Below are 20,567 nucleotides of genomic sequence, written 5' to 3' on the forward strand. Positions count from 1 at the left end.
GTTGCTTCCTCGCAGTTCCGGACCTGATCATGACTTTGAACCTTACCCCGACCCCGAACTCTCACGTTGAACTGGCCCCGCGCATTACCGTCGTCGGTGTTGGTGGTGGTGGCACGAATGCCGTCAACAACATGATCGATTCGGAGCTCAAGGGCGTCGAGTTCGTTGTTGCCAACACGGATGCGCAGCAGCTCGCCCATTCCAAGGCTGAACGCCGCGTCCAGCTTGGCCCCCATCTGACACGCGGCCTCGGCGCAGGTGCCAAGCCGGAAATCGGCCGCGAAGCTGCTGAAGAAGCTGCACAGGAAATCGAGCGTCAGCTCGAAGGGGCGAATCTGGTCTTCATCACAGCCGGTATGGGCGGTGGTACGGGTACGGGTGCGGCCCCGGTTATCGCGCGCATGGCCCGTGAACGTGGCGTTCTGACAGTTGGTGTGGTGTCGAAGCCCTTCAACTTTGAAGGTCGCCGCCGCACGCTGGCTGCTGAATCCGGTATCGCCGAGCTTCAAAAGCACGTCGACACCCTGATTGTTATTCCGAACCAGAACCTGTTCAATTCCGCAAACCAGAACACGACGTTCCGTGAAGCCTTTAAAATGGCTGACAACGTCCTGAACATGGGTGTTCGCGGCATTACGGACCTGATGGTCTCTCCGGGCCTCATCAATCTCGACTTTGCGGACGTGAAGGCCGTGATGGAAGAGATGGGCAAGGCCATGATGGGCACCGGTGAAGCCACCACGGAAGATGATGGTGAAGATCGCGCCGTTGCCGCTGCGGAGCGCGCCATCTCCAACCCACTGCTTGAAGATGCGTCCATGGCTGGCGCCCGCGGTCTGCTGATCAACATCACAGGTGGCGAAGATCTGACACTTTACGAAGTGAACGCAGCTGCCGACCGCATTCGTGAAGAAGTTGCCGAAGAAGCCAACATCATCTTTGGTGCTCTGATCGATGAAAACATGAACGGACGTATTCGCGTGTCCGTTGTGGCAACGGGCATCGACACCCAGTCCAGAAACGATCCGGGCAACACAGAAACAACCCCTGCGTCGCCTCCGCAGCAGGCCCCATCTGCCTCGGCTCCACGTGATACGTCTGCTCAAAGCCGCCAGGCACCCCAGACGTTTCAGCCGGGATCAACCTACGCAGGTGGGCCGCCACGCCCGAACTTCAACCTTGACCCGAACGCGTCACAGCAGCCTGCATCGCCCCCACCAGCAGCAGAAAGCCCGGTTGCACCACCGCCACATGCGGCCCCTCAGCAGCCGCACGTCGCAGCCCCGCAGGACGATGCAGCACCTCGCTCCCCGCGCGCTGGCCTGTTTTCCGAGCCGCCACGTGCACCAGCTCCAGAAGCCCCACGCAGCATTTTCGGCCTTATGACAGGCGCTTTCCGGAGCCGTCCGGCTCCGCAGCAAGTAGCCCCGCAAGCACCGCGCACGGAACAGAACAGCCGTGACGCATATCAGCAGACGGATCATCATAACCCCTCCGACCAGCGCCATAACCAAGCGCCGTCTGACGGTAGCGATGATTCCACGCTCGATATTCCCACCTATCTCCGTCGCTGAATAAGCAAACTGCTTTCCTGCAAAATCTTGCGCATCGCAGGAAAGCAGTCAGGTAATATCCGGCAACAATCATTGAATGGCACTCCGGCGATGACTGGGTTTTATTATAAGCCAGTCTAAATCGTCGGGGGATTCATGCAGGTTACGCCAGCGCATCATGGAAAGTCGGTTCCAGCAGATCGAAAGGTCCGCCCGCTACTTTCCAGCGCGTCTGACAGCACGCAGACGCCTCTTTTCTCTGAGCGTCCCGATTTGAAGAACCTGCAGACAACCCTTCATTCTCCCATATCCTGCCGAGGCATCGCCCTTCACAGTGGCCTTGATGTCGATCTGGAAATTTCTCCAGCCGAAGCGGATACAGGTATTCGCTTTCAGCGGAGCGATTACCCCGGCTCTCCTTCGTTTCCCGCTCTCTATGACCGGATTATCGACACCAAACTCTCGACTGTTGTCGCATGCAAAGACGATCCTGCTTTACGTGTAGCGACCATTGAGCATTTGATGGCGGCGCTTAACGCCATGGAAATTGATAATGCGCTCATTTCAGTCAGCGGGCCGGAACTGCCTGTTCTGGATGGTTCGGCAGATGCCTTTGCCTTCCTCTTGCGATGCGCGGGCAAGAAAACGCTGAATACGCCACGAAAAATTATTGAAATTCTTCGAAACGTGAGAGTTGAGGGCGACAACGGGGCTTTTGCCGAGCTACGCCCGGCTCAACGCGGTCTCTCTCTTGCAATTTCGTTAAATTTTGATGCTGAAGCCATTGGGTGTCAGCGCTATGCCATGCAGCTCGATCCGGCGCGTTTTCTGGAAGAAGTGTCTTTCTGCCGTACTTTTGTGAACCGCAAAGACATTGAGTATCTTCAAAGTATCGGCCTCGCCCGTGGCGGGTCTCTCGACAATGCTGTTGTAGTGGACGGCAAGACCATCCTTAATCCAGCGGGCTTGAAAATCGAGCGGGAATTTGCCCGGCATAAGCTTCTGGATGCTATCGGTGATCTCTATTGCTGCGGGCATCGCCTGAAAGCGGGATTTATCGGCCATAAGTCTGGTCACAAGATCAATAACGAGCTTCTGCGCAGCGTTTTTTCAGATCAGAAAAACTGGCGTTTTGAAGCAGAGACCCCTACCGTTTCGGCACGCGGCCATCGTCGCACACGCGTCGCAGCCTAAGGTTAAATGGCGGGTCTTTCGTCCCCGCATTCCCGTGATATAAGACGGGCTTCACGGGAAGAGCAGGTATGGCAAGCAGCACTCAGCATCATTTCGAAGTGTCCTGGAACGGACGGGGTCTTGTTCTGAAGGCTGCGGCCGTAAGCGGTTTGCTGCTTCTGTCAGGCTGTTCATTGCTTTCTCACAAGCATGAGAAGCCGGTCATTCCAAAGGCTGCTGACGCAGAGACGCTGTATAATTACGGTATCGATGCTCTTCATTCCGGCCGATATGAACTGGCGGGCGGCGAATTCGAGCTGCTTCAGCAGAACTATCCGTATTCCGGCTTCACCGGCAATGCCGAGCTGATGGAAGGCTATGCCTACTACCTGCAAGGTGAGTATGCGCTTTCGGTTCAGCAGCTTGAGCGTTATCTCCAGCTCCACCCGACCAGCCCTGATGCGGCCTATGCCTTCTATCTGCGCGCGCTTTGCTATTATGAGCAGATCGCTGACGTGCAGCGTGACCAGCAGGGAACGGTTGAAGCCCTTGATGCTCTGGAAGAGGTTATTACCCGCTTCCCGCAGACAGCTTATGCACGTGATGCCCAGCTGAAGATTGATCTTTGCCGTGATCATCTTGCAGGTAAGGAAATGCTGGTTGGCCGCTGGTATCAGCAGCAGCGCAACTATGAAGCCGCGATGACGCGTTATCAGCGTGTCGTGCAGGATTTCCAGACCACGAACCACGTGGCTGAAGCGCTGGAGCGTCTTGTGGAAGTCTATTTGGCTCTCGGTCTCAAGGATCAGGCCAGACAGACGGCATCCGTGCTGGGTTACAACTATCCAGACAGTCAGTGGTACCGCTATGCCTATGCAAATCTGCGGGATAACAAGCTGCTGTCCAGTGAGTTCAAGCAGCCGACCAAGACGTCCAGCAAGCCGCGTGGATTCTTTTCCCGCGCCTGGCATAGCGTATTCTGATGTGAGGCGTTTGAAACACGCCTCACTACACACAACATTCCCGTCATGCTGACCCATCTCTCGATCCGTGACGTCGTTCTGATCGAAAAGCTCGATCTGACCCTGGCCGCAGGTCTCACCGTTCTGACGGGCGAGACCGGTGCTGGTAAATCCATCCTGCTCGATAGCCTTGGCCTTGCCCTCGGAGACCGTGCCAATGCTGGACTGATCCGCTCCGGGGCAGCGCAAGCCAGTGTGGCTGCCATCTTTGAAGTTCCGTCCGGGCATCCTGTTTTTACTCTCCTGAGTGAACAGGGAATCGCACTGGAAGAAGCTTCGGAGCCTCTGGTGCTGCGCCGCATCGTCACGCCTGATGGACGCTCACGCGCTTATGTCTCGGATCAGCCTGTCGGAATTAGCCTGCTGCGGCGTATCGCGTCTCAACTCGTGGAAATCCAGGGCCAGCACGAGCAGATGGGCCTCGCCGATCAGAGCACTCACCTGAATTTGCTGGATGCATTCGGCGTCAAACGGGACCTTCTGGCGCGAACTGCCGCAACATTTCATCAATGGGCCAATGCTCGCACAGCCCTCGCAAAGGCACGCTCCGAAATGGATGCTGCTGCGCGCGAGGAAGAATGGCTACGCGCAACTGTTGATGACCTCTCGACTTTGGCTCCTCAGGAAGGCGAAGAAGAGTCGCTTGCCGCGCTACGTGTCAGTCTTCAGCAAGATGAACGTCGCGGAGAGGCTGTTGCCGCAGCCCTTTCTGAACTCACGCCGCGTGACCGACGCTCATCAAACCCTTCCGCAGCTTTGCGGTCTGCCAGTAGAGCATTGGTCCGGCTACTGCCGTCTTCTGCAGAAACTGAGGGCAGCACCTCCACTCATCAGGCGCAGGCTCAGGAAGCTTTGGATGCGCTGGAAAAAGCCGAGGAAGCGTTAGCAGAAGCAGAAATGCTGCTAACGCGTCTTGCAGCCGATACGGAGAGCGACCCACGGCTGCTGGAAGAGACAGAAGAGCGTCTTTTCTCCCTGCGGGCCGAAGCCAGAAAACATAACGTCTCGGTCGCTGAACTGCCGTCCTTTCTGGCGTCCCTGAAAAGCCGTTTGGCTGCGCTGGATTCGGGTAACGCCGAACTGTCACGACTTGAAATCGCTTTGACAGAAGCTCGACTGGCCTATGAAGAAGCTGCGAGAGCTCTGTCCAAGGCGCGCGAACACTCTGCTCAGAAACTTGAGCAGGCCGTCAGCCGTGAGTTGAAGCCGGTCAAACTTGAACGTGCCCGTTTCATTGTCTCCCTGCTCCCGCTCGCACCCGAACAATGGAACAGCCGCGGCATGGAGCAATCCTCTTTTCTTATCGCGGCAAACCCCGGTCAGGCGCCCGGTCCTTTGGCCAAAGTGGCCTCTGGCGGTGAACTGTCGCGTCTGATGCTGGCGCTGAAGGTTGTGCTGGCCCAGCGCTCTGATGTTGGAACACTGGTCTTTGACGAGGTAGATTCTGGCGTTGGCGGCGCAACCGCATCATCAATCGGCGACCGGCTGCACAAGGTCGCACAGGACGTACAGGTCCTGGTCGTAACGCATAGCCCGCAGGTTGCCGCACGAGGTGACCATCACCTGCGCATTGCCAAGCGCATCCGCAACGAGCGCACTGAAACACTTGCAGAGCCTCTTTCCCGTGAAGCCCGCCGCGAAGAAATTGCCCGGATGCTTGCGGGTGACGTCATTACTGATGCGGCACGCGGCGCCGCAGATAGCCTTCTGGAACAGACCGCATGAATTCTGCCGATCGTCACGCCGAACTTGAGACCCTGCTCGCCCGATGGGACGAGGCCTATCACGGCAAGGACGATCCGGAGGTTTCTGACGCAGAATATGACGCTGCCCGGCGTGAGCTTCTGGAACTGGAAGACGCCAACCCTGAGCTTCGCCGTGAGGGAGGAGCGAGCGATCGCGTAGGCGCCCTACCCGATTCGGCTTTTGGAAAGCACCGTCACCTTGTTCCGATGCTGTCTCTGGATAACGTCTTTGGGGCGGACGGATTTGAAGGATTTGTTTCCCGAGCCGGTCGCTTTCTGGGACTGGATGACGACGGCATTCAGGCTCTTCAATTTGTCGCCGAGCCCAAAATTGACGGCCTCTCTATCAATCTGACGTATGAAAATCGAAAATTCGTCCGGGGCGTCACGCGCGGAAACGGTATTGAGGGTGAAGACGTCACGGCTAATCTGCTGACGCTCAAGGATATTCCGCACACTCTCCCTGATGATGCGCCAGATGTCATAGAAATCCGTGGTGAAGTTTTCCTCTCAAAGAAGAACTTCCTGACCCTGAATGAGCAACAGGCAGAGCGCGGAATCAAACCGTTCGCCAATCCGCGAAATGCCGCAGCAGGATCTCTGCGGCAGCTAGACCCGGAAATCACACGCAGCCGACCCTTGTCCCTGTTCGCCTACGCTCAGGGTTACGCATCGTCCGCTGTAAGCGAAACCCATTCAGGATATCTTGAGGCCCTGACACGCTGGGGCTTCACGGTTAATCCTCTGTCCAAACTGATCGAACATGCCCGGGATATCCCCGCGTATGTGGACAGGCTCGCTCTCGATCGCTCCGGCCTCGATTATGATATCGATGGCATTGTTTTCAAACTGAACGATATAGCCCTCCAGAACCGGCTGGGGTTTGCAGGTCGTGCACCGCGCTGGGCCATCGCCTGGAAGTTCCCGGCTGAACAGGCCATCACCCGGCTGCTGCGGATTGAAATTCAGGTCGGACGAACTGGCGCGTTGACCCCTGTGGCTCATCTGGAGCCCGTTAATGTTGGTGGCGTGATTGTTTCGCGCGCAACCCTGCACAACGAAGACGAAATCGCTCGTAAGGACGTTCGTGATGGCGATCTGGTTCGCCTTCAACGTGCCGGAGACGTCATTCCACAAATTTTGGGCGTTGTGGAAAGCGATGAGCCACGCAGCCCGCGATATGTCTTCCCTAATCATTGCCCGGTCTGCGGATCACTGGCTGAGCGTGTTCATGGAGAAGCAGTGCGCCGCTGTACCGGCGGACTGACCTGTGAGGCACAGGTCGTGGAACGCCTCATTCATATGGTGTCACGGGGCGCGTTCGACATTGACGGTCTCGGAGACCGCAGCATCCGAGAATTTCATGCCGCCGGCTACGTCCTGCGCCCAGGAGATATTTTTCGCCTGAGCGCACATCAGGATGAACTTCAAAAACGGGACGGCTGGGGAGAGCTCTCGGTCAGGAATCTCCTTCAGGCAATTGATGAGCGACGGACCATATCTCTGGCGAGGCTCATTTTCGGTCTTGGAATTCGCCGGATCGGGGAGCGTAACGCCCAGCTTCTTGCGCGGCATTACGGCACCTTTGAAGCCTGGCGCGACGCAATGGTAGCCGCAAACGCGGGCAGCGAAGAGCGGGAAGCATTAGATTCCATCATGGGCGTTGGTGGTGCGATTGCAGACGAACTGGTCGCATTCTTTTCAGAAGCCCACAACGTCGAAACTCTTGATGATCTGCGGCAGCAACTTCACACAATTGAAGCAGAAGAAGCACCGTCCGAAGGCCACCTCTCGGGCAAAACCATCGTCTTCACCGGCACCCTGACCACAATGACGCGCCCTGAAGCAAAAGCGATCGCGGAGCGGCTTGGGGCACAGGTAACCGATAGTGTTTCCAAAAAGACGTCTCTGGTTGTTCTGGGAGAAAAAGCAGGATCAAAAGCAAAGAAGGCTGCTGATCTGGGGCTCGAAACTGTTGATGAAGCCGGTTGGAGAACATTGGCAGGGATTTGACAGTTTTAAGACATTGAGGACCTGCATGGCTGCCACCCGAAGATAATTGGCGTGTTCTGGTGTCTTCGGAGTATGATGCCGCCTGCATGCAAGTTTCTTCTTACACCCAGCACATGATTGTTCTTCTCCTGCTGGGCCTTCTCGCGACCGTCGTCCTGATCGCGGTCTCCATCCTGATCTCTCTTTCAGAGATCTCCTTCGCCGCAGCTCGTGACGTCAGGCTTCGCTCGAAAGCAGAAGCCGGCGATCCACGAGCCGTTGCCTTTCTGAAGCTCCGTCGCAACAGCGGGCAGGTCATTACCGTCCTGCAGATCTGCCTGAATGCCGTTGGCGTTCTTGGCGGTATCATCAGCGAATCGATGTTGAGCGAGCCCATCGCAGACGGCTTTCAGCTCATGGGCTTTTCGCCGTCTCTTTCGGCCAAGGGCGGCTCGGCCTGCTCCTTCATTCTTATTACGGGACTTTTCGTCCTGTTCGCGGATCTGCTTCCCAAGCGGATTGCAATGAATGCACCGGATCGGATCGCTCTTAAGGTTGGGTGGTTCCCTGCCTTGGCGCTGAAGGTTCTGTATCCTGCGGTCTGGGTCTTTTCGCGCGTATCGGATGTGCTTCTGCGCGTTATGAAAATCCCAGCCGCGGCCACCGTCGAGCCTGTAACGCCTGAAGATCTGCGCGCTATTCTCGCTGCAGGCACAGCCTCTGGTATCCTGCTGGAGCAAGAACATCAGATGATTCAGAATGTTCTGGGCCTTCAGGATCGTTCCGTGACGTCCGCCATGACCCCGCGTGATGAGATCGTCTTTCTGGACGTTCAGGAGACACCAGAGAGCCAGCGGGACAAGGTTCGCGTGCGTCCCTACTCCCGTTATCCCCTTTGCGATGGCGGACTGGATCGCGTGATCGGGTCTATTCGCGCAGAAGACGTTCTGGTTGCGGTTGTGGATGAGCCACAATCCAAGGAGAGCCTGACGCCCGTCGCCAGCCAGATCTTCAAGATGCGCCGGGATGTCTTGTCCCTGCCGGACACACTGAACCTCTGGGAAACTCTTGCCCAATTCGACGCTCATTCCGCAGGCTTTGCACTGATTGTGAATGAATATGGTCTGGTCGTGGGCCTCATCACCTACAAGGATATCATGGGCGCTCTGATGGATGGTCTCGTCAGCCCATTTGAGGAGCAGGCCATTGTTCGCCGCGATGCCAACTCCTGGCTCATCGATGGCGCAGCACCGATCGGTGACGTTATTCGCGAACTGGATATCCCGATTTTCGATGATGCCCAGAATTTCGATACTGTTGGTGGCTTCGTCATGAATCGGCTGCGTCGCATGGCCCGAAAGGCCGATAGCGTCGAATCTTCAGGCTTCCGATTCGAAGTTGTGGACGTTGAAGGCTTCCGGATTAACCAGCTTCTGGTGACACGCCTCTAACGAGAAACCTTTCTTCCAAGCATGGAGGCTGATTAAGATCGCGCAATGCGTTCTGCAGGACATGGCTCCTGCCTCAGCTTCGGAAGATTGCTCCTTTGCCTGATTTTCAGCACTCAGCTCTGATTATCGTCGACGTCCAGAATGATTTTTTGCCTCATGGAGCCTTGGCTGTTCCTAGAGGTGATGAAATCATTGCCCAGGTTAATGCCCTGTCCCATCTTGGCTTTGGGGCTGTAATTGCCACTCAGGACTGGCATCCCGCAGATCACTGCTCTTTCGCGTCACACGGCGGACCTTGGCCCGAACATTGTGTTGCAGCGTCGTCAGGTGCCGATTTTCCAAAGTCCCTAGATCTTAGCCCGATCAGCCATATCATTCACAAAGGAATGGCGCAGAATCGGGATAGCTACTCAGCGTTCTTCGACAATGACCATGTCACCTCTACCGGCCTGAATGCGCTCCTCAGCGGCCTTTCCATCAACCATGTTGTGATCTGTGGCCTGGCGCTTGATTTCTGTGTCGCGGCAACTGCTGAGGATGCCATGCGCTGTGGCTTTAGGACAGACATCGCGCTTGAGGCCTGCCGTGGCATCAACGCGGACCAAAGCGCCCTCCTCCAGAAACTGAGGAGCAACGGAATCACTTTGTCTGACTGAACGATCTCGGCTGGAGAGGACACTACATATGAAACTGAAATTATTCGCAGCGATGTTACCCCTTATCGCACTCTCCACCTCACTTGCGTCTGCAGAAGTTCCAACGACACAGGAGCTCCTGAGCCGTTCGGGCTTCAAGGAGGCCTATAAAAGCATGATTACATTGCCGGCCTGGGTCGTATCAGGACAGGGCACATCAACGCCTGTGGAATATTTTTCTCAGGATGGAAAACGCTATGCGCTGGGTCACATGTGCAAACCCCACGACTGTGCGGCGCAGCAGCTCGAAATCGTCATGGCAAACGACCATTCAGGGGCATGGGGGCTTTTGTCGATCAAGGCTAACAGCGCCTTGAAGCAGACTCTTCTCGGATCACCAGAACCCGCAATGGAAAAGGTTCTTCGAGATGCCTATAGCAAGAATAATCCTGCCAACTAATTTTTTGAAAATTGCTAGGCGCGCGGCGCTGCTGTTAAGCAGGCTGGCGCGCCCTGCTGGATTCGAACCAGCGACCCACAGCTTAGAAGGCTGTTGCTCTATCCAACTGAGCTAAGGGCGCAGTAAAGAAACCTCAAAGACTGGTCGGGGCGCCCGGACTCGAACCGGGGGCCTCCTGTACCCAAAACAGGCGCGCTACCAGGCTGCGCCACGCCCCGAACCGAGGCGGAACTTAGGTGGTATAAGTTCCGGACGCAATAGGGTTTTTTCAATCTTTTTCATTTCTTACGAGCGGAGGCACAAAAAGTGGTGCCGTATCCCACGGAAACAGCACCCAGGTGTCCTGAGCGACTTCCGTGACATAGTGATCGGTCAGCGGTTTTCCGTCTGGTTTGGCATACAGGCAGGCAAAAACAGCCTTGGGCAGCATTTCACGCACGAACTGAGCCGTAATGCCGGAATCAACCAGATCATCGACGATCAGGAAGCCTTCACCATCACCTGCGGCGGTTGGTGCTTTCACAACCTTCGGCTGGTGCTGCGTGCCTTCTTCACCAGCGTAGCTGATGACAGAAACGCTTTCGATCAGGCGGCAGCCCATTTCACGACCGAGAATAGCTGCGGGGATCAGGCCACCACGCGTAATCGCCACGATACCGCGGAACGGACCGTGCTTTTCCATGAGCGTCGCAGCAAGAGTACGGGCGTCACGATGGAGTTGGTCCCAGGTGACGGTTGCGTACGTTACGGGTTTGGGTGTGGATGTAGCATTCATGTCTCTCATCTGCCTTCCGGCTCGGAATTTTGCAATAAACTTGCACGCCGGAAGTGACTAATGTGCCTGAATGATTGAACCAGCATTACGGGCCCTTCCCGGCCTCGGCCCACTGATTATCAGCCGAATCTGTTCCCAGCTTTCTGCTACGACGCTGACAATTGCCATCGGCTGGCAGATGTACGCCCTGACCCATAGCGTATCATCGCTGGGCTATCTGGGCCTTGCACAGTTTCTACCGATGGTTCCCCTGACATTCATCTCCGGACATGTCGCGGACCGTTTTAATCGTCGCAGCGTGGTGCTGATCTGCCAAATTTTGGAAGTGCTCAGCACGGGTGCCCTTGCCGCCATCGCAGCCATGCATTGCCTGACCCCGGCCTATGTGTACGCTTTTGCAGCGTTCTACGGCACGCTACGCAGCTTCGAGATGCCGTGCCAGCAGGCGTTTCTTCCAGCGATTGTCCCCCCTCAGCTTCTGCCCAGAGCGCAGGCCCTGATGTCTTCGCTGTTCATGACGGCATCCATTGTGGGACCCAGCCTGGGCGGCCTTCTCTACGGGCTCGGATCAGTCATCTGCTACAGCCTTGCAACGCTTGGATTCGCATTGGCGTTTCTAGGAACGCTGGCTCTGAAATTGCGCCATAAGGTCGCATCAAAAGAACCTGTAACGTTCGCCTCTGTATTTGCGGGTCTTGGTTTTCTAAACAGACGCCGCGACCTTCTTGGTGCAATTTCCCTGGATCTGTTTGCCGTTCTTCTTGGCGGCGCCACTGCCATGCTCCCAGTCTATGCGGATAGCGTTCTCCATGTGGGACCAATAGGGCTAGGCTTTCTGCGCGCAGCCCCCGCCCTCGGAGCGCTCTTTACATCGGCCTGGCTGTCTCGCCATCCACTTGGGGGCCGTGCTGGAATTACGATGTTTGTTTCCGTGATTGTTTTTGGAATCGCGACCATCGTATTCGGCGCTTCGCACATCACATGGATTTCAGTCGTCGCCCTGATTGTTCTAGGAGCAGCAGACGTCATCAGTGTTGTCGTCCGGTCGTCACTCATTCAGCTGGCTACACCAGACGCCATGCGCGGAAGGGTCTCCGCTGTAAATTCGCTATTCATCGGCTCCAGCAACCAGCTGGGCGAATTTGAGAGCGGAATGCTGGGAACAGCCATCGGGCCAGAAGCAGCTGTTATCGCAGGCGGCGTAGGAACAATTCTTGTCGCGGCAACATGGATTCGCCTCTTTCCCAGCCTGTGGGCACTTGATCGCCTGGAAGACGTCAGACCAGAAGAACTCTGAGCAAATCCCACGAACTCATCACCGGAACGGCATCAAGCGTCCGGTGATGGTCAATCAGTACAGTAGATATGAAAAAAGCCCCGTAAGGGGCTTTTCACTGTACCGAACCAAATCTTTCAAGAAGAAAGAGTGGCTCCCGAAGTAGGACTCGAACCTACGACCCAGCGATTAACAGTCGCTTGCTCTACCAACTGAGCTATTCGGGACCGGTGAGGAGGTATTTAGTCCAACCGCCGGGGTCGGTAAAGCCCCTTTTTTCATATTTCTGCATTTTTCTGAACTTTCTTCAGTAACCCGCAGAAAACATGACTTTTTCAGAGCTCTTCCCGTCCCCGGGTTGCCAATACATCCACACGTTCATTGTTCACATCACCAGAATGTCCCCTCACCCAGAGCCATTCGATTTCATGAGGTTTGGCTGCATCGAGAATGCGCTGCCACAGATCCATGTTGGCAACAGGATCACCAGCTGAATTACGCCAGTTCCGCCGTACCCAACCACTGTGCCACCGCGTGATACCGTTCCGGAGGTATTCACTATCTGTATGCAACGTGACCCGACACGGCCGCTTCAGAGCTTCCAGAGCCTCAGCCGCAGCCGTCAGTTCCATGCGGTTATTGGTCGTCTCCGGATGGCCGCCCCATAGCTCCTTCTCCTTGCCCTTAAAGCAAAGCAGTGCTCCCCAACCCCCTGGGCCGGGATTGGGTTTGCATCCACCATCCGTCCAGATCTCCACCGGAAGCTGATCCGCGCTCGCATCAGACATGGGCGACACCTGAAAAATGTCGGAGACGCCCCAGATAGGCCAGTGGATCCTTGCGGGTCACCAGTGCATCAGCCGGGGTATTGATCCAGTCATAGAGGCGCGTCAGCAGAAACCGGATTGAAGCCCCCTGACACAGAACTGGCAAAGCTTCCTTTTCAGCCACCTCTAAATTGCGGACACTTTCGTAACCTTCGATCATGGCGTGAGCGAAAGCAGGTTCGAAAACCTTCTCATCGCGAAAGCACCAGGCGTTCAGACAGATTGCCAGATCGTAAGCAAAGAGGTCCGTGCAGGCGAAATAGAAATCGATCAGCCCAGAGACCTGATCGCCCTGAAAGAAGACATTATCGGGAAAGAGGTCTGCATGGATCTGCCCACGAGGCAAACTGCCCGCAGCAGGCCAAGACTTTTCAATCCGTGACAGTGCATCGGACAGTTCCTGCGTGAGACCCGGCAGCAGGTCATCCCCACTGCCCTGACAGCTCTCAAGGAGTGGGCGCCAGGCTTCCACAGACAGCCCATTAGGGCGTTCCGCTGTGTAGCCCTGCCCTAGCTTATGGAATGTCGCGAGGACCTGTCCCAGTGCATGACAGGCAGATGCCGTAATCTGAAGGACAGCTTGCCCCGGAAGGAACGTGGTGATCGCCGCAGGCCGATCTGCCAATACCCTGAGAGCGATTCCGTCTTTTGCCTGTACGGGCTGCGGGCAGTTCATGCCCTTCCCCGACAGATGCTGCATCAGCCCCAGAAACCATGGAAGGTCAGACGCTTTGACCCGCCGTTCAAAGAGCGTGAGGATGAACTTCCCTTCCGTGGTCTGGAGGAGGAAGTTGCTGTTTTCGACGCCTTCGGCAATGCCCTGGAAAGAAACCAGGGCACCGATGTCATATGTGCCAAGAAACGCTTCAAGCGCCTCGGCCGCCAGTTCAGTATAGACGGCCATGAAGACTCAGTTGTCCTCACCAGCAAGCGGACCTGGAAGACGGAAATTGATGTTTTCCTCCTTCATGATTCGCTCTTCGATCTTCAGCGTGTACTTCGCAGCAAGCGCCGTCACCATTTCCTGCACGAGGCTTTCCGGAGCGGACGCACCTGCACTGATGCCGAGCGTTTCAACGCCTTCCAGCACAGACCAGTCCAGATTTTCCAGCTTCGGCACCAGAAGTGCGCGGCGGGCACCAGAACGCTCGGCCACTTCCCGCAGACGCTGCGAGTTGGAAGAGTTTGGCGAACCGATCACGATCACCAGATCGCTTTCCGGCGCAATGGCCTTCACAGCTTCCTGACGATTGGTCGTCGCGTAGCAGATGTCTTCGCGCTTCGGGCCTTCAATCAGCGGGAAGCGAGTCCGCAGAATATCAACGATCTCAGCCGTATCATCCACGGACAGCGTCGTCTGCGTGATGAAGGCCAGCTTCGCCGGATCCTTTGGCTGGATCGTACGGGCTTCTTCAGCATCGTTGATGAGCGTGACAGCGCCCGGCGGAAGCTGGCCCATTGTGCCCACTACTTCCGGATGGCCGGCATGACCGATCATCAGAATATGGAGTTGCTCTGGGCCACCGCCTGCAAAGTGACGCTCTGCCTCACGGTGCACCTTTGAGACCAGCGGGCACGTTGCATCTAGGTAAAGCAGATTGCGGCGCTGCGCTTCGGCTGGAACTGACTTCGGCACGCCATGCGCTGAGAAAACGACATGCCCGTCGGGCGGCACTTCGTCGAGTTCCTCAACGAAAATGGCGCCCTTGGCCTCCAGTCCTTCAACCACAGTGCGGTTATGGACGATTTCGTGACGCACATAGACGGGCGCGCCATAGCGGCGCAGCGCTTCTTCAACGACACGGATGGCACGATCCACACCGGCGCAGAAGCCGCGAGGCCCGGCCAGCAGGACGCGGAGCGTCTTCTGGTGTGCAGCACCTTCAGGTGCAAGAGTTGTCTGATCTGACATGGTGTTCCCCAAGCGGGCGGAGTTCGATATGTAGGACCAGTATCGACCGGATTGACGCATGTCGCAACGTCCGGGCCGCTTTGTGGGAGTTTCTACAGCAGATGCCAGCCTTTCGGCGCCTTGCCACGTCCCTGTTTGTCCCGGCTTTTGCCGTCGTCGCGATTTCAACACTCGCGGGATGTGACGAATCCAATCCGGGCTTCTTTGCCCCCACATGCCCGGTCACGGATATTCCCAGCGCCGCAGCAGACCGGTTTGTCTATGACGGAAAAGATCCGGACATCGGAAATCTGGTCAGCCATGCACAGCTCACCGCCATTTCAGGGGACTGCGAACGTGGCCCCAAAGGTCCCAAAGACCAGCAGATGATTCGTACCCGCGTCAGTCTGGCAATGAACCTGACGCGAGGACCTGCCTCCAAGACCGGCACCATCGACGTCCCCTATTTCATCGTCATCATGCGTGACGGAAAAATCGTGGATAAGAAGGTCTTCACGGACACATTCAAGCTGGAACCGAATGTCAGCAACCAGTCTGTTCGTACGGATCTGCGCCTTGTTGATCTTCCTGCATCCAAAAATATTCAGGAAAATCCCTACACGCTCGAAATCGGCTATCAGCTGACCAAGGATGAGCTGACTTACAATCAGCAGCACCTCCCCGTCGTAAAGTTCCGTGGCCGGACGCAGTAAGGGCCTTTTTCCTTCTCTTTCACCTGACGTCAAAATCCGGATTACGCTGAAAACGACCCTGGCTTGCCTGGCAGGCTTTGGGTCTTCAGCCTTTTCTGCGACTCCTGACGTTTCGGCATCGAAAGAAGAAAGGATCAAGGTCCATCACGCAGAACGTCCGGAAATCCAGAACTTTCCCCATGCAGGGTTCCTGGAACAGCCACGCCGCCTGACGCCGAGCCAGAATGTTGCGCCGATCGGACGCCAGCCCCGATGGGGTGGATTCAATCGCGGCAACGGCGAAGGTGCGGGCTTTGGGCCTGTCGGACGCTATGGTGTCGCGCCATGGGCGGAAGACTGGTCATACCTGCGTGACAAGCGCCACCAGAGCGACATTTTCGATCCATTGAAGTTCATTGCTCTGAATAATGAACGCACAATCTGGCTGTCCCTGTCCGAACGCACCCGCCTCCGCAACTGGTACAATGACTATCCGATGCTGGGGACGAATACCCATTCCGGATCAGGCCGCTTTGTTACGCGCAATATGTTGGGGGCCGACCTCCATATCGGAGAACACTGGCGTATCTTCGCGCAGCTCGTAAACGGTACGGCCGCAGGCTGGAACGGATATGGCTATGGTGGCACTTACCGTAAGCGTCTGGACCTGCATCAGGCCTTTATCGAATACAAACGCACGATTGGCACAGCAAAGACGGGCCTGATGTTTGGAAGGCAGCAGTTTCTCGATGCGCCATCCTATGTCCTGTATGACCGGGAGCCCCCGAATATCCAGATTACCTGGAACGGACCGCGCGCTTACGCGATTTTCCCGCATGTCCGGTTCGATCTCTATGACTTCGTTGCGACGGACATCACACCAACAGCCATGTTCCACGACACGCAGGACTGGAACACTCGCCTCTATGGTTTCAACACAACCTTTGACGTCCCAGCGTTTCATCTAGGGCAACAGCGTGTTCAGTCCTATCTCGATTTGTTCTGGATTGGCTTCCATCTTGGTGGAAAGACAGGCTCTGTCCCATTGGTCAGTGCGAGTAAAATCAGCTCCGTAACGGGCGCGACAAATCGTAACAATTTCGGTTTTCGGTGGTACGGCACAGCCCAGCAACTGGAATACGCCATTGGCGTCCTGTGGCAGCAAGGCAATTTCACCCAATACGGAACCACTGCCCGGCGCCAGGTCTCTGCTTATTCCGTGAATACGACATTGGGATACAGACGTTCCAATCTGCCTCTCAAACCCTTCTTCGGAATTCAGACGGACGTCTATTCCGGCGGCAATGAAAACCGTCGTACCGGAACAGTCGGGACTTACAGTGCGCCTTTTGCCCCGCAGAATCCGTATCTGGACTACACGGGCTACATTGGCGCAGCGAACCTGATCAATCTATCCCCCATTGTCGTGGGGTCCTACGGTAAGGTGTCTTTGCGGATCAAAGTCCCGATTCTATGGAGGGAGACCACAGCGTCTTCCGTCTATTCAATCAGTTCGGCTTATAATTTCCCCAGGTTTCGCAGCCACTTCATAGGCGTAGCCCCTAATGGTCTGCTGACATGGGCCGTATCTCGACACTGGAACTGGACACATGTCGTCGCGTGGTTTGCGGCATCGCATGATCTGAAAAATGCCGGGGCAAAAAGCGGGCTCTATTATCAGTCCAGCCTGTCATTTGCTTTTTGATGAATGGTTGCGGTGCGGGCCTCCGCAGCGTAATGCCCGAAAAAACAACGCGACATCACAGGATCGCCCCACCATGAAACTTATGGACAGCCGCGAACTGACCTTGCGGGGCATTATTCTGGGTGCCCTGATTACCGTCGTCTTCACGGCAGCAAATGTCTATCTGGGATTGAAGATCGGCCTGACCTTTGGCTCCTCTATTCCCGCGACCATCATTTCAATGGCCGTACTCCGCCTGATGGGCGGCGGGACGATGCTCGAAAACAATATGGTGCAGACGCAGGCTTCTGCGGCAGGAACACTCTCCTGCGTCTTCGCAGCGCTGCCTGGCCTCATCATGGTCGGGTATTGGCACGAATTTCCATATTTTGTCTCACTCCTCCTAACACTTGCAGGAGGCATGACCGGCGTCATCTTCACGATCCCGCTGCGTCGGGCATTGGTGAAGAATTCTGACCTCCCGTATCCGGAAGGCACAGCCTGCGCTGAAATCCTGAGAGCCTCTTCTCCGGAAGGCGATGCCGAGAGCCTGCGTTCCCTGACAAAAGGAAGCCTTGTCTCCGCTGCCGTTGCTTTGGCGACATCAGGGCTCAGGCTACTGTCCGACGGCGTTTCAGCCGCTACGAGCTTCGGCGCGTCCGTGTTTCGTCTGGATATTAGCTTCTCCCTCGCACTTCTAGGAACAGGTTATCTTGTCGGCATCGGCGGTGGCATTGCCATGCTGCTGGGTGTTCTGATGGGCTGGGGCGTTATGGTTCCCATCCTGGGACATCTGAACCCGGCCGCTGACCCTATGGCCGCGGCGACAGGTTTGTGGCTTCATAAAGTGCGCTTCATCGGCGCCGGAACAATTGCCGTTGCCGCAATCTGGACGCTGCTCGCACTGGCCAAACCTGTTGCGATCGGACTGAAAGAATCTCTGTCCGTTAAGCATCGCGCGTCACAGGATGAGAGCGACCTGGATCTCGCGCCGCGCACGTTGATCGGCCTGAGCATCGGGCTGGCTCTCGTTCTTTCTGGACTGTTTACCCAGTTCCTATGGCCCGCAATGCCACACGGTGCATCCCTTGTGACGCTCGTTGTTCTGGGGTTGGGCGCCTGTTTCGGTCTCGGCTTTCTGGTCGCGAGTGCCTGCGGTTATATGGCGGGCATTATCGGATCATCGTCTTCCCCGATTTCGGGCGTCGGAATTATCGCGATCATTGCCATTTCCGTCACACTCTGGGGACTGGAAAGTGGCGGCGTTCTTTCACCCGACCAACGCCCAACGGTTATTGCATTCGGACTATTCGTACTGTCTGCCATCACGGCGTCTGCTGCCGTATCGAATGATAACCTGCAGGACCTCAAGACCGGACAGTTGGTCGGTGCGTCTCCCTGGAAGCAGGAAGTTGCTCTCCTCATAGGATGCGCTGTCGGTGCTGTGGTTATTCCATGGGTCTTGCAGACACTTTATCAGGCCTATGGATTTGTTGGAGCGATGCCCCGCGCGGATATGGATCCGACCCGAGCTCTCGCAGCACCACAACCCGCGCTCATGGCTGCCATCGCGACAGGCATTCTCTCACACAACCTCGACTGGCTGATGCTGGAAATCGGGGCGGTGATCGGGATTGTACTGGTTATTGCGGATATTCTTCTGAAGCGACGTAATCTCGCTCTGCCGCCTCTAGCCGTTGGTATGGGAATTTACCTGCCGGCCAACGTGTCCGTGACGATCGCGATTGGAGCAGGCCTCGGCTGGCTGCTGCGCAAGTCCCCTAAAGAACAGGGTACAATGATCGCATCGGGCTTTATTGTGGGAGAAAGTCTGGTTGGTGTAGCCGTGGCAGCCCTTGTAGGTGCCACAGGCAGCACGGAAACACTGGCCCTGCCCATTCCTGACATGGTTCGGTCAGGATTAGGCTGGGCTGTGTTTTTAGGCATCATGATATGGTTCGGGCGCTCTGTAAGACGCCCGACAGCCTGAACTTCAGGCCTTTACCCACCACTGAACAGGTTCCGGCTCATCGAGAAGAACAGCCGGGGCCTCAACAGCGGCCTTCTCGACTTTTTTCACTACAGCTTCGTCCTGCACTTCCTTACGCGGACGTCCAACAGGACGCGGCGAACGGCGGGCTGCTTCAGCAGCCTGCTCACGGGACTGGTGAAGCTGTGCTTTCAGAGACTGAATTTGGTCCTGATGTTCACGCAGATGACGGTTGAGTTCCGTAATCTGGATTTTGGCGTGAGCTTCACGCGTTTCATATGTTTTGAGTTGCGTGCGGGCTTCAGCCAGATAACGCTCTGCTTCTTCCCAGCGACGCTGCTCACGCTTTACAGACTGGCGAAGACGTTCAATTTCGTCCTGGTCGTCCTGGCTCGGAGCATTGCTACGCTGTGCAAATCCACGGCTGGCCTGATGCTCAACAACAACCTGACCATCTCGCACAAAGCGACGGCGACGTTCTGTTGTTGGCGTGATGGGACGCGCCTTCTGGGGACGGGAAGATCCTGATCCCAGACGAGCAAGCGCCTCTCGCAGTTTGTCTTCACTAACCTGCTGATCGTCCTGCATTCTTCGTTTTTTCAACCAATTATAAAATTTGTTCTATGTCACCTGATCAGAATGCCCACCTAGAATGACGGAGGCTCTGAAAGGCGTAAAGCCGATCAGAAAAAAGCATGTCCTGACAAGGAAATGAAAGTCGACACTGCCGGGTTTCTAACTCATTCCGGTGTGTCAGACTGAATTCTTTTATCAGATCTTATATGTCCTGTCATCAACACAATAAGACTGTATTCATCTTTCTTTTACTGCCACTGACCCGGTTGCCAGAGAATGTCATCTGCTCCGTGAGCATTGGCATGACGTGCAAGAACGAAGAAATAATCAGAAAGACGGTTTAGAAACCTGAGCCCTTCCTGAGGACCATGCTCCAAAATCACAATCCGCCGCTCCGCGCGCCGCGCAACAGTCCGGGCCATGTGAGCATGTGCAGAAACAAGAGAACCGCCAGGCAGAATAAAGCTTTTAAGCGCCGGCTGCTGAAGGCGCATGTCTTCAATGCGTTCTTCCAGCCAACTAACAGCCTTTACTGTAAGACTCTGAGGACGTTCTTTGTCCGGAATACATAAATCTGCCCCTAAATCAAAAAGGCAGGACTGTATCTTCCGAATATCAGAGGAAAGGTCTCGTATACTTTCCTCTGATCTTAGAGAGCAATCGAGCAAACCAAGAAGAGCGTTCAGCTCATCGACCGTCCCCATGGCCTCAATTCTCGGACAGGCTTTTGAGACACGCGTTCCGTCTCCCAGTGAAGTCTGCCCTGAGTCGCCGCCACGCGTTACAATACGATCAAGCCGAACACCCGTCATAATTGCCCTCTAA

At 55.9% G+C, this 20,567-nt stretch carries 18 protein-coding genes and 3 tRNA genes; 12 read left to right on the plus strand and 9 right to left on the minus strand.

Annotated features, from left to right (window positions below; genetic code table 11):
• The first annotated feature begins 29 nt into the window (after window positions 1–29).
• The 8 genes from ftsZ (at window position 30) to KP707_RS08560 (ending at window position 10,031) form a co-directional block, all read left to right on the plus strand.
• Window positions 30–1,574, plus strand: a complete 1,545-nt coding sequence (gene ftsZ / locus KP707_RS08525; protein WP_211502800.1) for a cell division protein FtsZ — start codon at window positions 30–32, stop codon at window positions 1,572–1,574.
• Window positions 1,575–1,709: 135 nt separating this feature from the next.
• Window positions 1,710–2,747, plus strand: coding sequence for a UDP-3-O-acyl-N-acetylglucosamine deacetylase (gene lpxC, locus KP707_RS08530; protein ID WP_211502801.1), 1,038 nt, complete (start codon window positions 1,710–1,712; stop codon window positions 2,745–2,747).
• 68 nt (window positions 2,748–2,815) lie between these two features.
• Window positions 2,816–3,709 (plus strand): outer membrane protein assembly factor BamD, encoded by an 894-nt coding sequence (locus KP707_RS08535; RefSeq protein WP_046901363.1) that lies wholly within the window; start codon window positions 2,816–2,818, stop codon window positions 3,707–3,709.
• 45 nt (window positions 3,710–3,754) lie between these two features.
• On the plus strand, window positions 3,755–5,473 hold the full coding sequence (recN, locus tag KP707_RS08540) for a DNA repair protein RecN (RefSeq protein WP_211502802.1): 1,719 nt from the start codon (window positions 3,755–3,757) through the stop codon (window positions 5,471–5,473).
• On the plus strand, window positions 5,470–7,506 hold the full coding sequence (gene ligA / locus KP707_RS08545; RefSeq protein ID WP_211502803.1) for an NAD-dependent DNA ligase LigA: 2,037 nt from the start codon (window positions 5,470–5,472) through the stop codon (window positions 7,504–7,506). The genes recN and ligA overlap by 4 nt, the downstream gene beginning before the upstream one ends.
• Before the next feature lie 86 nt (window positions 7,507–7,592).
• On the plus strand, window positions 7,593–8,936 hold the full coding sequence (locus KP707_RS08550; RefSeq protein ID WP_046902044.1) for a hemolysin family protein: 1,344 nt from the start codon (window positions 7,593–7,595) through the stop codon (window positions 8,934–8,936).
• A gap of 95 nt (window positions 8,937–9,031) precedes the next feature.
• Window positions 9,032–9,592: an isochorismatase family protein gene (locus tag KP707_RS08555; RefSeq protein ID WP_211502804.1), complete on the plus strand. Its 561-nt coding sequence runs from the start codon at window positions 9,032–9,034 to the stop codon at window positions 9,590–9,592.
• 28 nt (window positions 9,593–9,620) lie between these two features.
• The gene (locus KP707_RS08560; RefSeq protein ID WP_202207291.1) at window positions 9,621–10,031 is read left to right on the plus strand and encodes an Ivy family c-type lysozyme inhibitor; all 411 of its coding nucleotides are present in this window, start codon (window positions 9,621–9,623) and stop codon (window positions 10,029–10,031) included.
• Window positions 10,032–10,075: 44 nt separating this feature from the next.
• Here the strand turns inward: KP707_RS08560 and KP707_RS08565 are convergent.
• The 3 genes from KP707_RS08565 to gpt all read right to left on the minus strand — a co-directional run bounded on the left by KP707_RS08565 (window position 10,076) and on the right by gpt (window position 10,815).
• Window positions 10,076–10,152, minus strand: a tRNA-Arg gene (locus KP707_RS08565).
• Between the two features lie 20 nt (window positions 10,153–10,172).
• Window positions 10,173–10,249: transfer RNA gene (locus KP707_RS08570), tRNA-Pro, on the minus strand.
• Window positions 10,250–10,299: 50 nt separating this feature from the next.
• Entirely contained in the window at window positions 10,300–10,815 is a 516-nt protein-coding gene (gene gpt / locus KP707_RS08575; RefSeq protein ID WP_086633629.1) for a xanthine phosphoribosyltransferase, read from the minus strand.
• Between the two features lie 61 nt (window positions 10,816–10,876).
• Between gpt and KP707_RS08580 the strand changes: the two genes are divergently transcribed.
• A complete protein-coding gene (locus KP707_RS08580; protein ID WP_211502805.1) occupies window positions 10,877–12,103 on the plus strand; it encodes an MFS transporter in 1,227 nt (408 codons plus the stop codon).
• A gap of 130 nt (window positions 12,104–12,233) precedes the next feature.
• On the opposite strand, the gene KP707_RS08585 is transcribed toward KP707_RS08580, so the two are convergent.
• From KP707_RS08585 to ispH, 4 genes are all read right to left on the minus strand, one after another.
• A tRNA-Asn gene (locus KP707_RS08585) sits at window positions 12,234–12,309 on the minus strand.
• A gap of 108 nt (window positions 12,310–12,417) precedes the next feature.
• On the minus strand, window positions 12,418–12,870 hold the full coding sequence (gene rnhA, locus KP707_RS08590; RefSeq protein ID WP_046901356.1) for a ribonuclease HI: 453 nt from the start codon (window positions 12,868–12,870) through the stop codon (window positions 12,418–12,420).
• Window positions 12,863–13,813, minus strand: a complete 951-nt coding sequence (locus tag KP707_RS08595) for a homoserine kinase (RefSeq protein ID WP_211502806.1) — start codon at window positions 13,811–13,813, stop codon at window positions 12,863–12,865. The genes rnhA and KP707_RS08595 overlap by 8 nt, the downstream gene beginning before the upstream one ends.
• Before the next feature lie 6 nt (window positions 13,814–13,819).
• Window positions 13,820–14,821 carry a 4-hydroxy-3-methylbut-2-enyl diphosphate reductase gene (ispH, locus tag KP707_RS08600; protein ID WP_046901354.1) on the minus strand — a complete coding sequence of 334 codons (1,002 nt, stop codon included), beginning with the start codon at window positions 14,819–14,821 and terminating at the stop codon, window positions 13,820–13,822.
• A 101-nt stretch (window positions 14,822–14,922) separates the two neighbouring features.
• Between ispH and KP707_RS08605 the strand changes: the two genes are divergently transcribed.
• The 3 genes from KP707_RS08605 (at window position 14,923) to KP707_RS08615 (ending at window position 19,166) form a co-directional block, all read left to right on the plus strand.
• The gene (locus KP707_RS08605) at window positions 14,923–15,513 is read left to right on the plus strand and encodes a hypothetical protein (RefSeq protein WP_064273425.1); all 591 of its coding nucleotides are present in this window, start codon (window positions 14,923–14,925) and stop codon (window positions 15,511–15,513) included.
• A complete protein-coding gene (locus KP707_RS08610; protein WP_211502807.1) occupies window positions 15,497–17,197 on the plus strand; it encodes an alginate export family protein in 1,701 nt (566 codons plus the stop codon). Before KP707_RS08605 ends, KP707_RS08610 begins: the two co-directional genes overlap by 17 nt.
• A 73-nt stretch (window positions 17,198–17,270) precedes the next feature.
• The gene (locus KP707_RS08615) at window positions 17,271–19,166 is read left to right on the plus strand and encodes an OPT family oligopeptide transporter (RefSeq protein ID WP_211502808.1); all 1,896 of its coding nucleotides are present in this window, start codon (window positions 17,271–17,273) and stop codon (window positions 19,164–19,166) included.
• A gap of 3 nt (window positions 19,167–19,169) precedes the next feature.
• Here the strand turns inward: KP707_RS08615 and KP707_RS08620 are convergent, their stop codons facing one another.
• Both KP707_RS08620 and KP707_RS08625 read right to left on the minus strand, forming a co-directional pair.
• Complete coding sequence (locus KP707_RS08620) at window positions 19,170–19,754, minus strand: hypothetical protein (RefSeq protein WP_203547551.1); 585 nt, start codon at window positions 19,752–19,754, stop codon at window positions 19,170–19,172.
• A 236-nt stretch (window positions 19,755–19,990) separates the two neighbouring features.
• Window positions 19,991–20,554 carry a cob(I)yrinic acid a,c-diamide adenosyltransferase gene (locus KP707_RS08625; RefSeq protein ID WP_064273085.1) on the minus strand — a complete coding sequence of 188 codons (564 nt, stop codon included), beginning with the start codon at window positions 20,552–20,554 and terminating at the stop codon, window positions 19,991–19,993.
• Between the last annotated feature and the right edge of the window lie 13 nt (window positions 20,555–20,567).

This window comes from Gluconobacter sp. P5E10, assembly GCF_018812145.1.
Lineage (GTDB): Bacteria > Pseudomonadota > Alphaproteobacteria > Acetobacterales > Acetobacteraceae > Gluconobacter > Gluconobacter cerinus.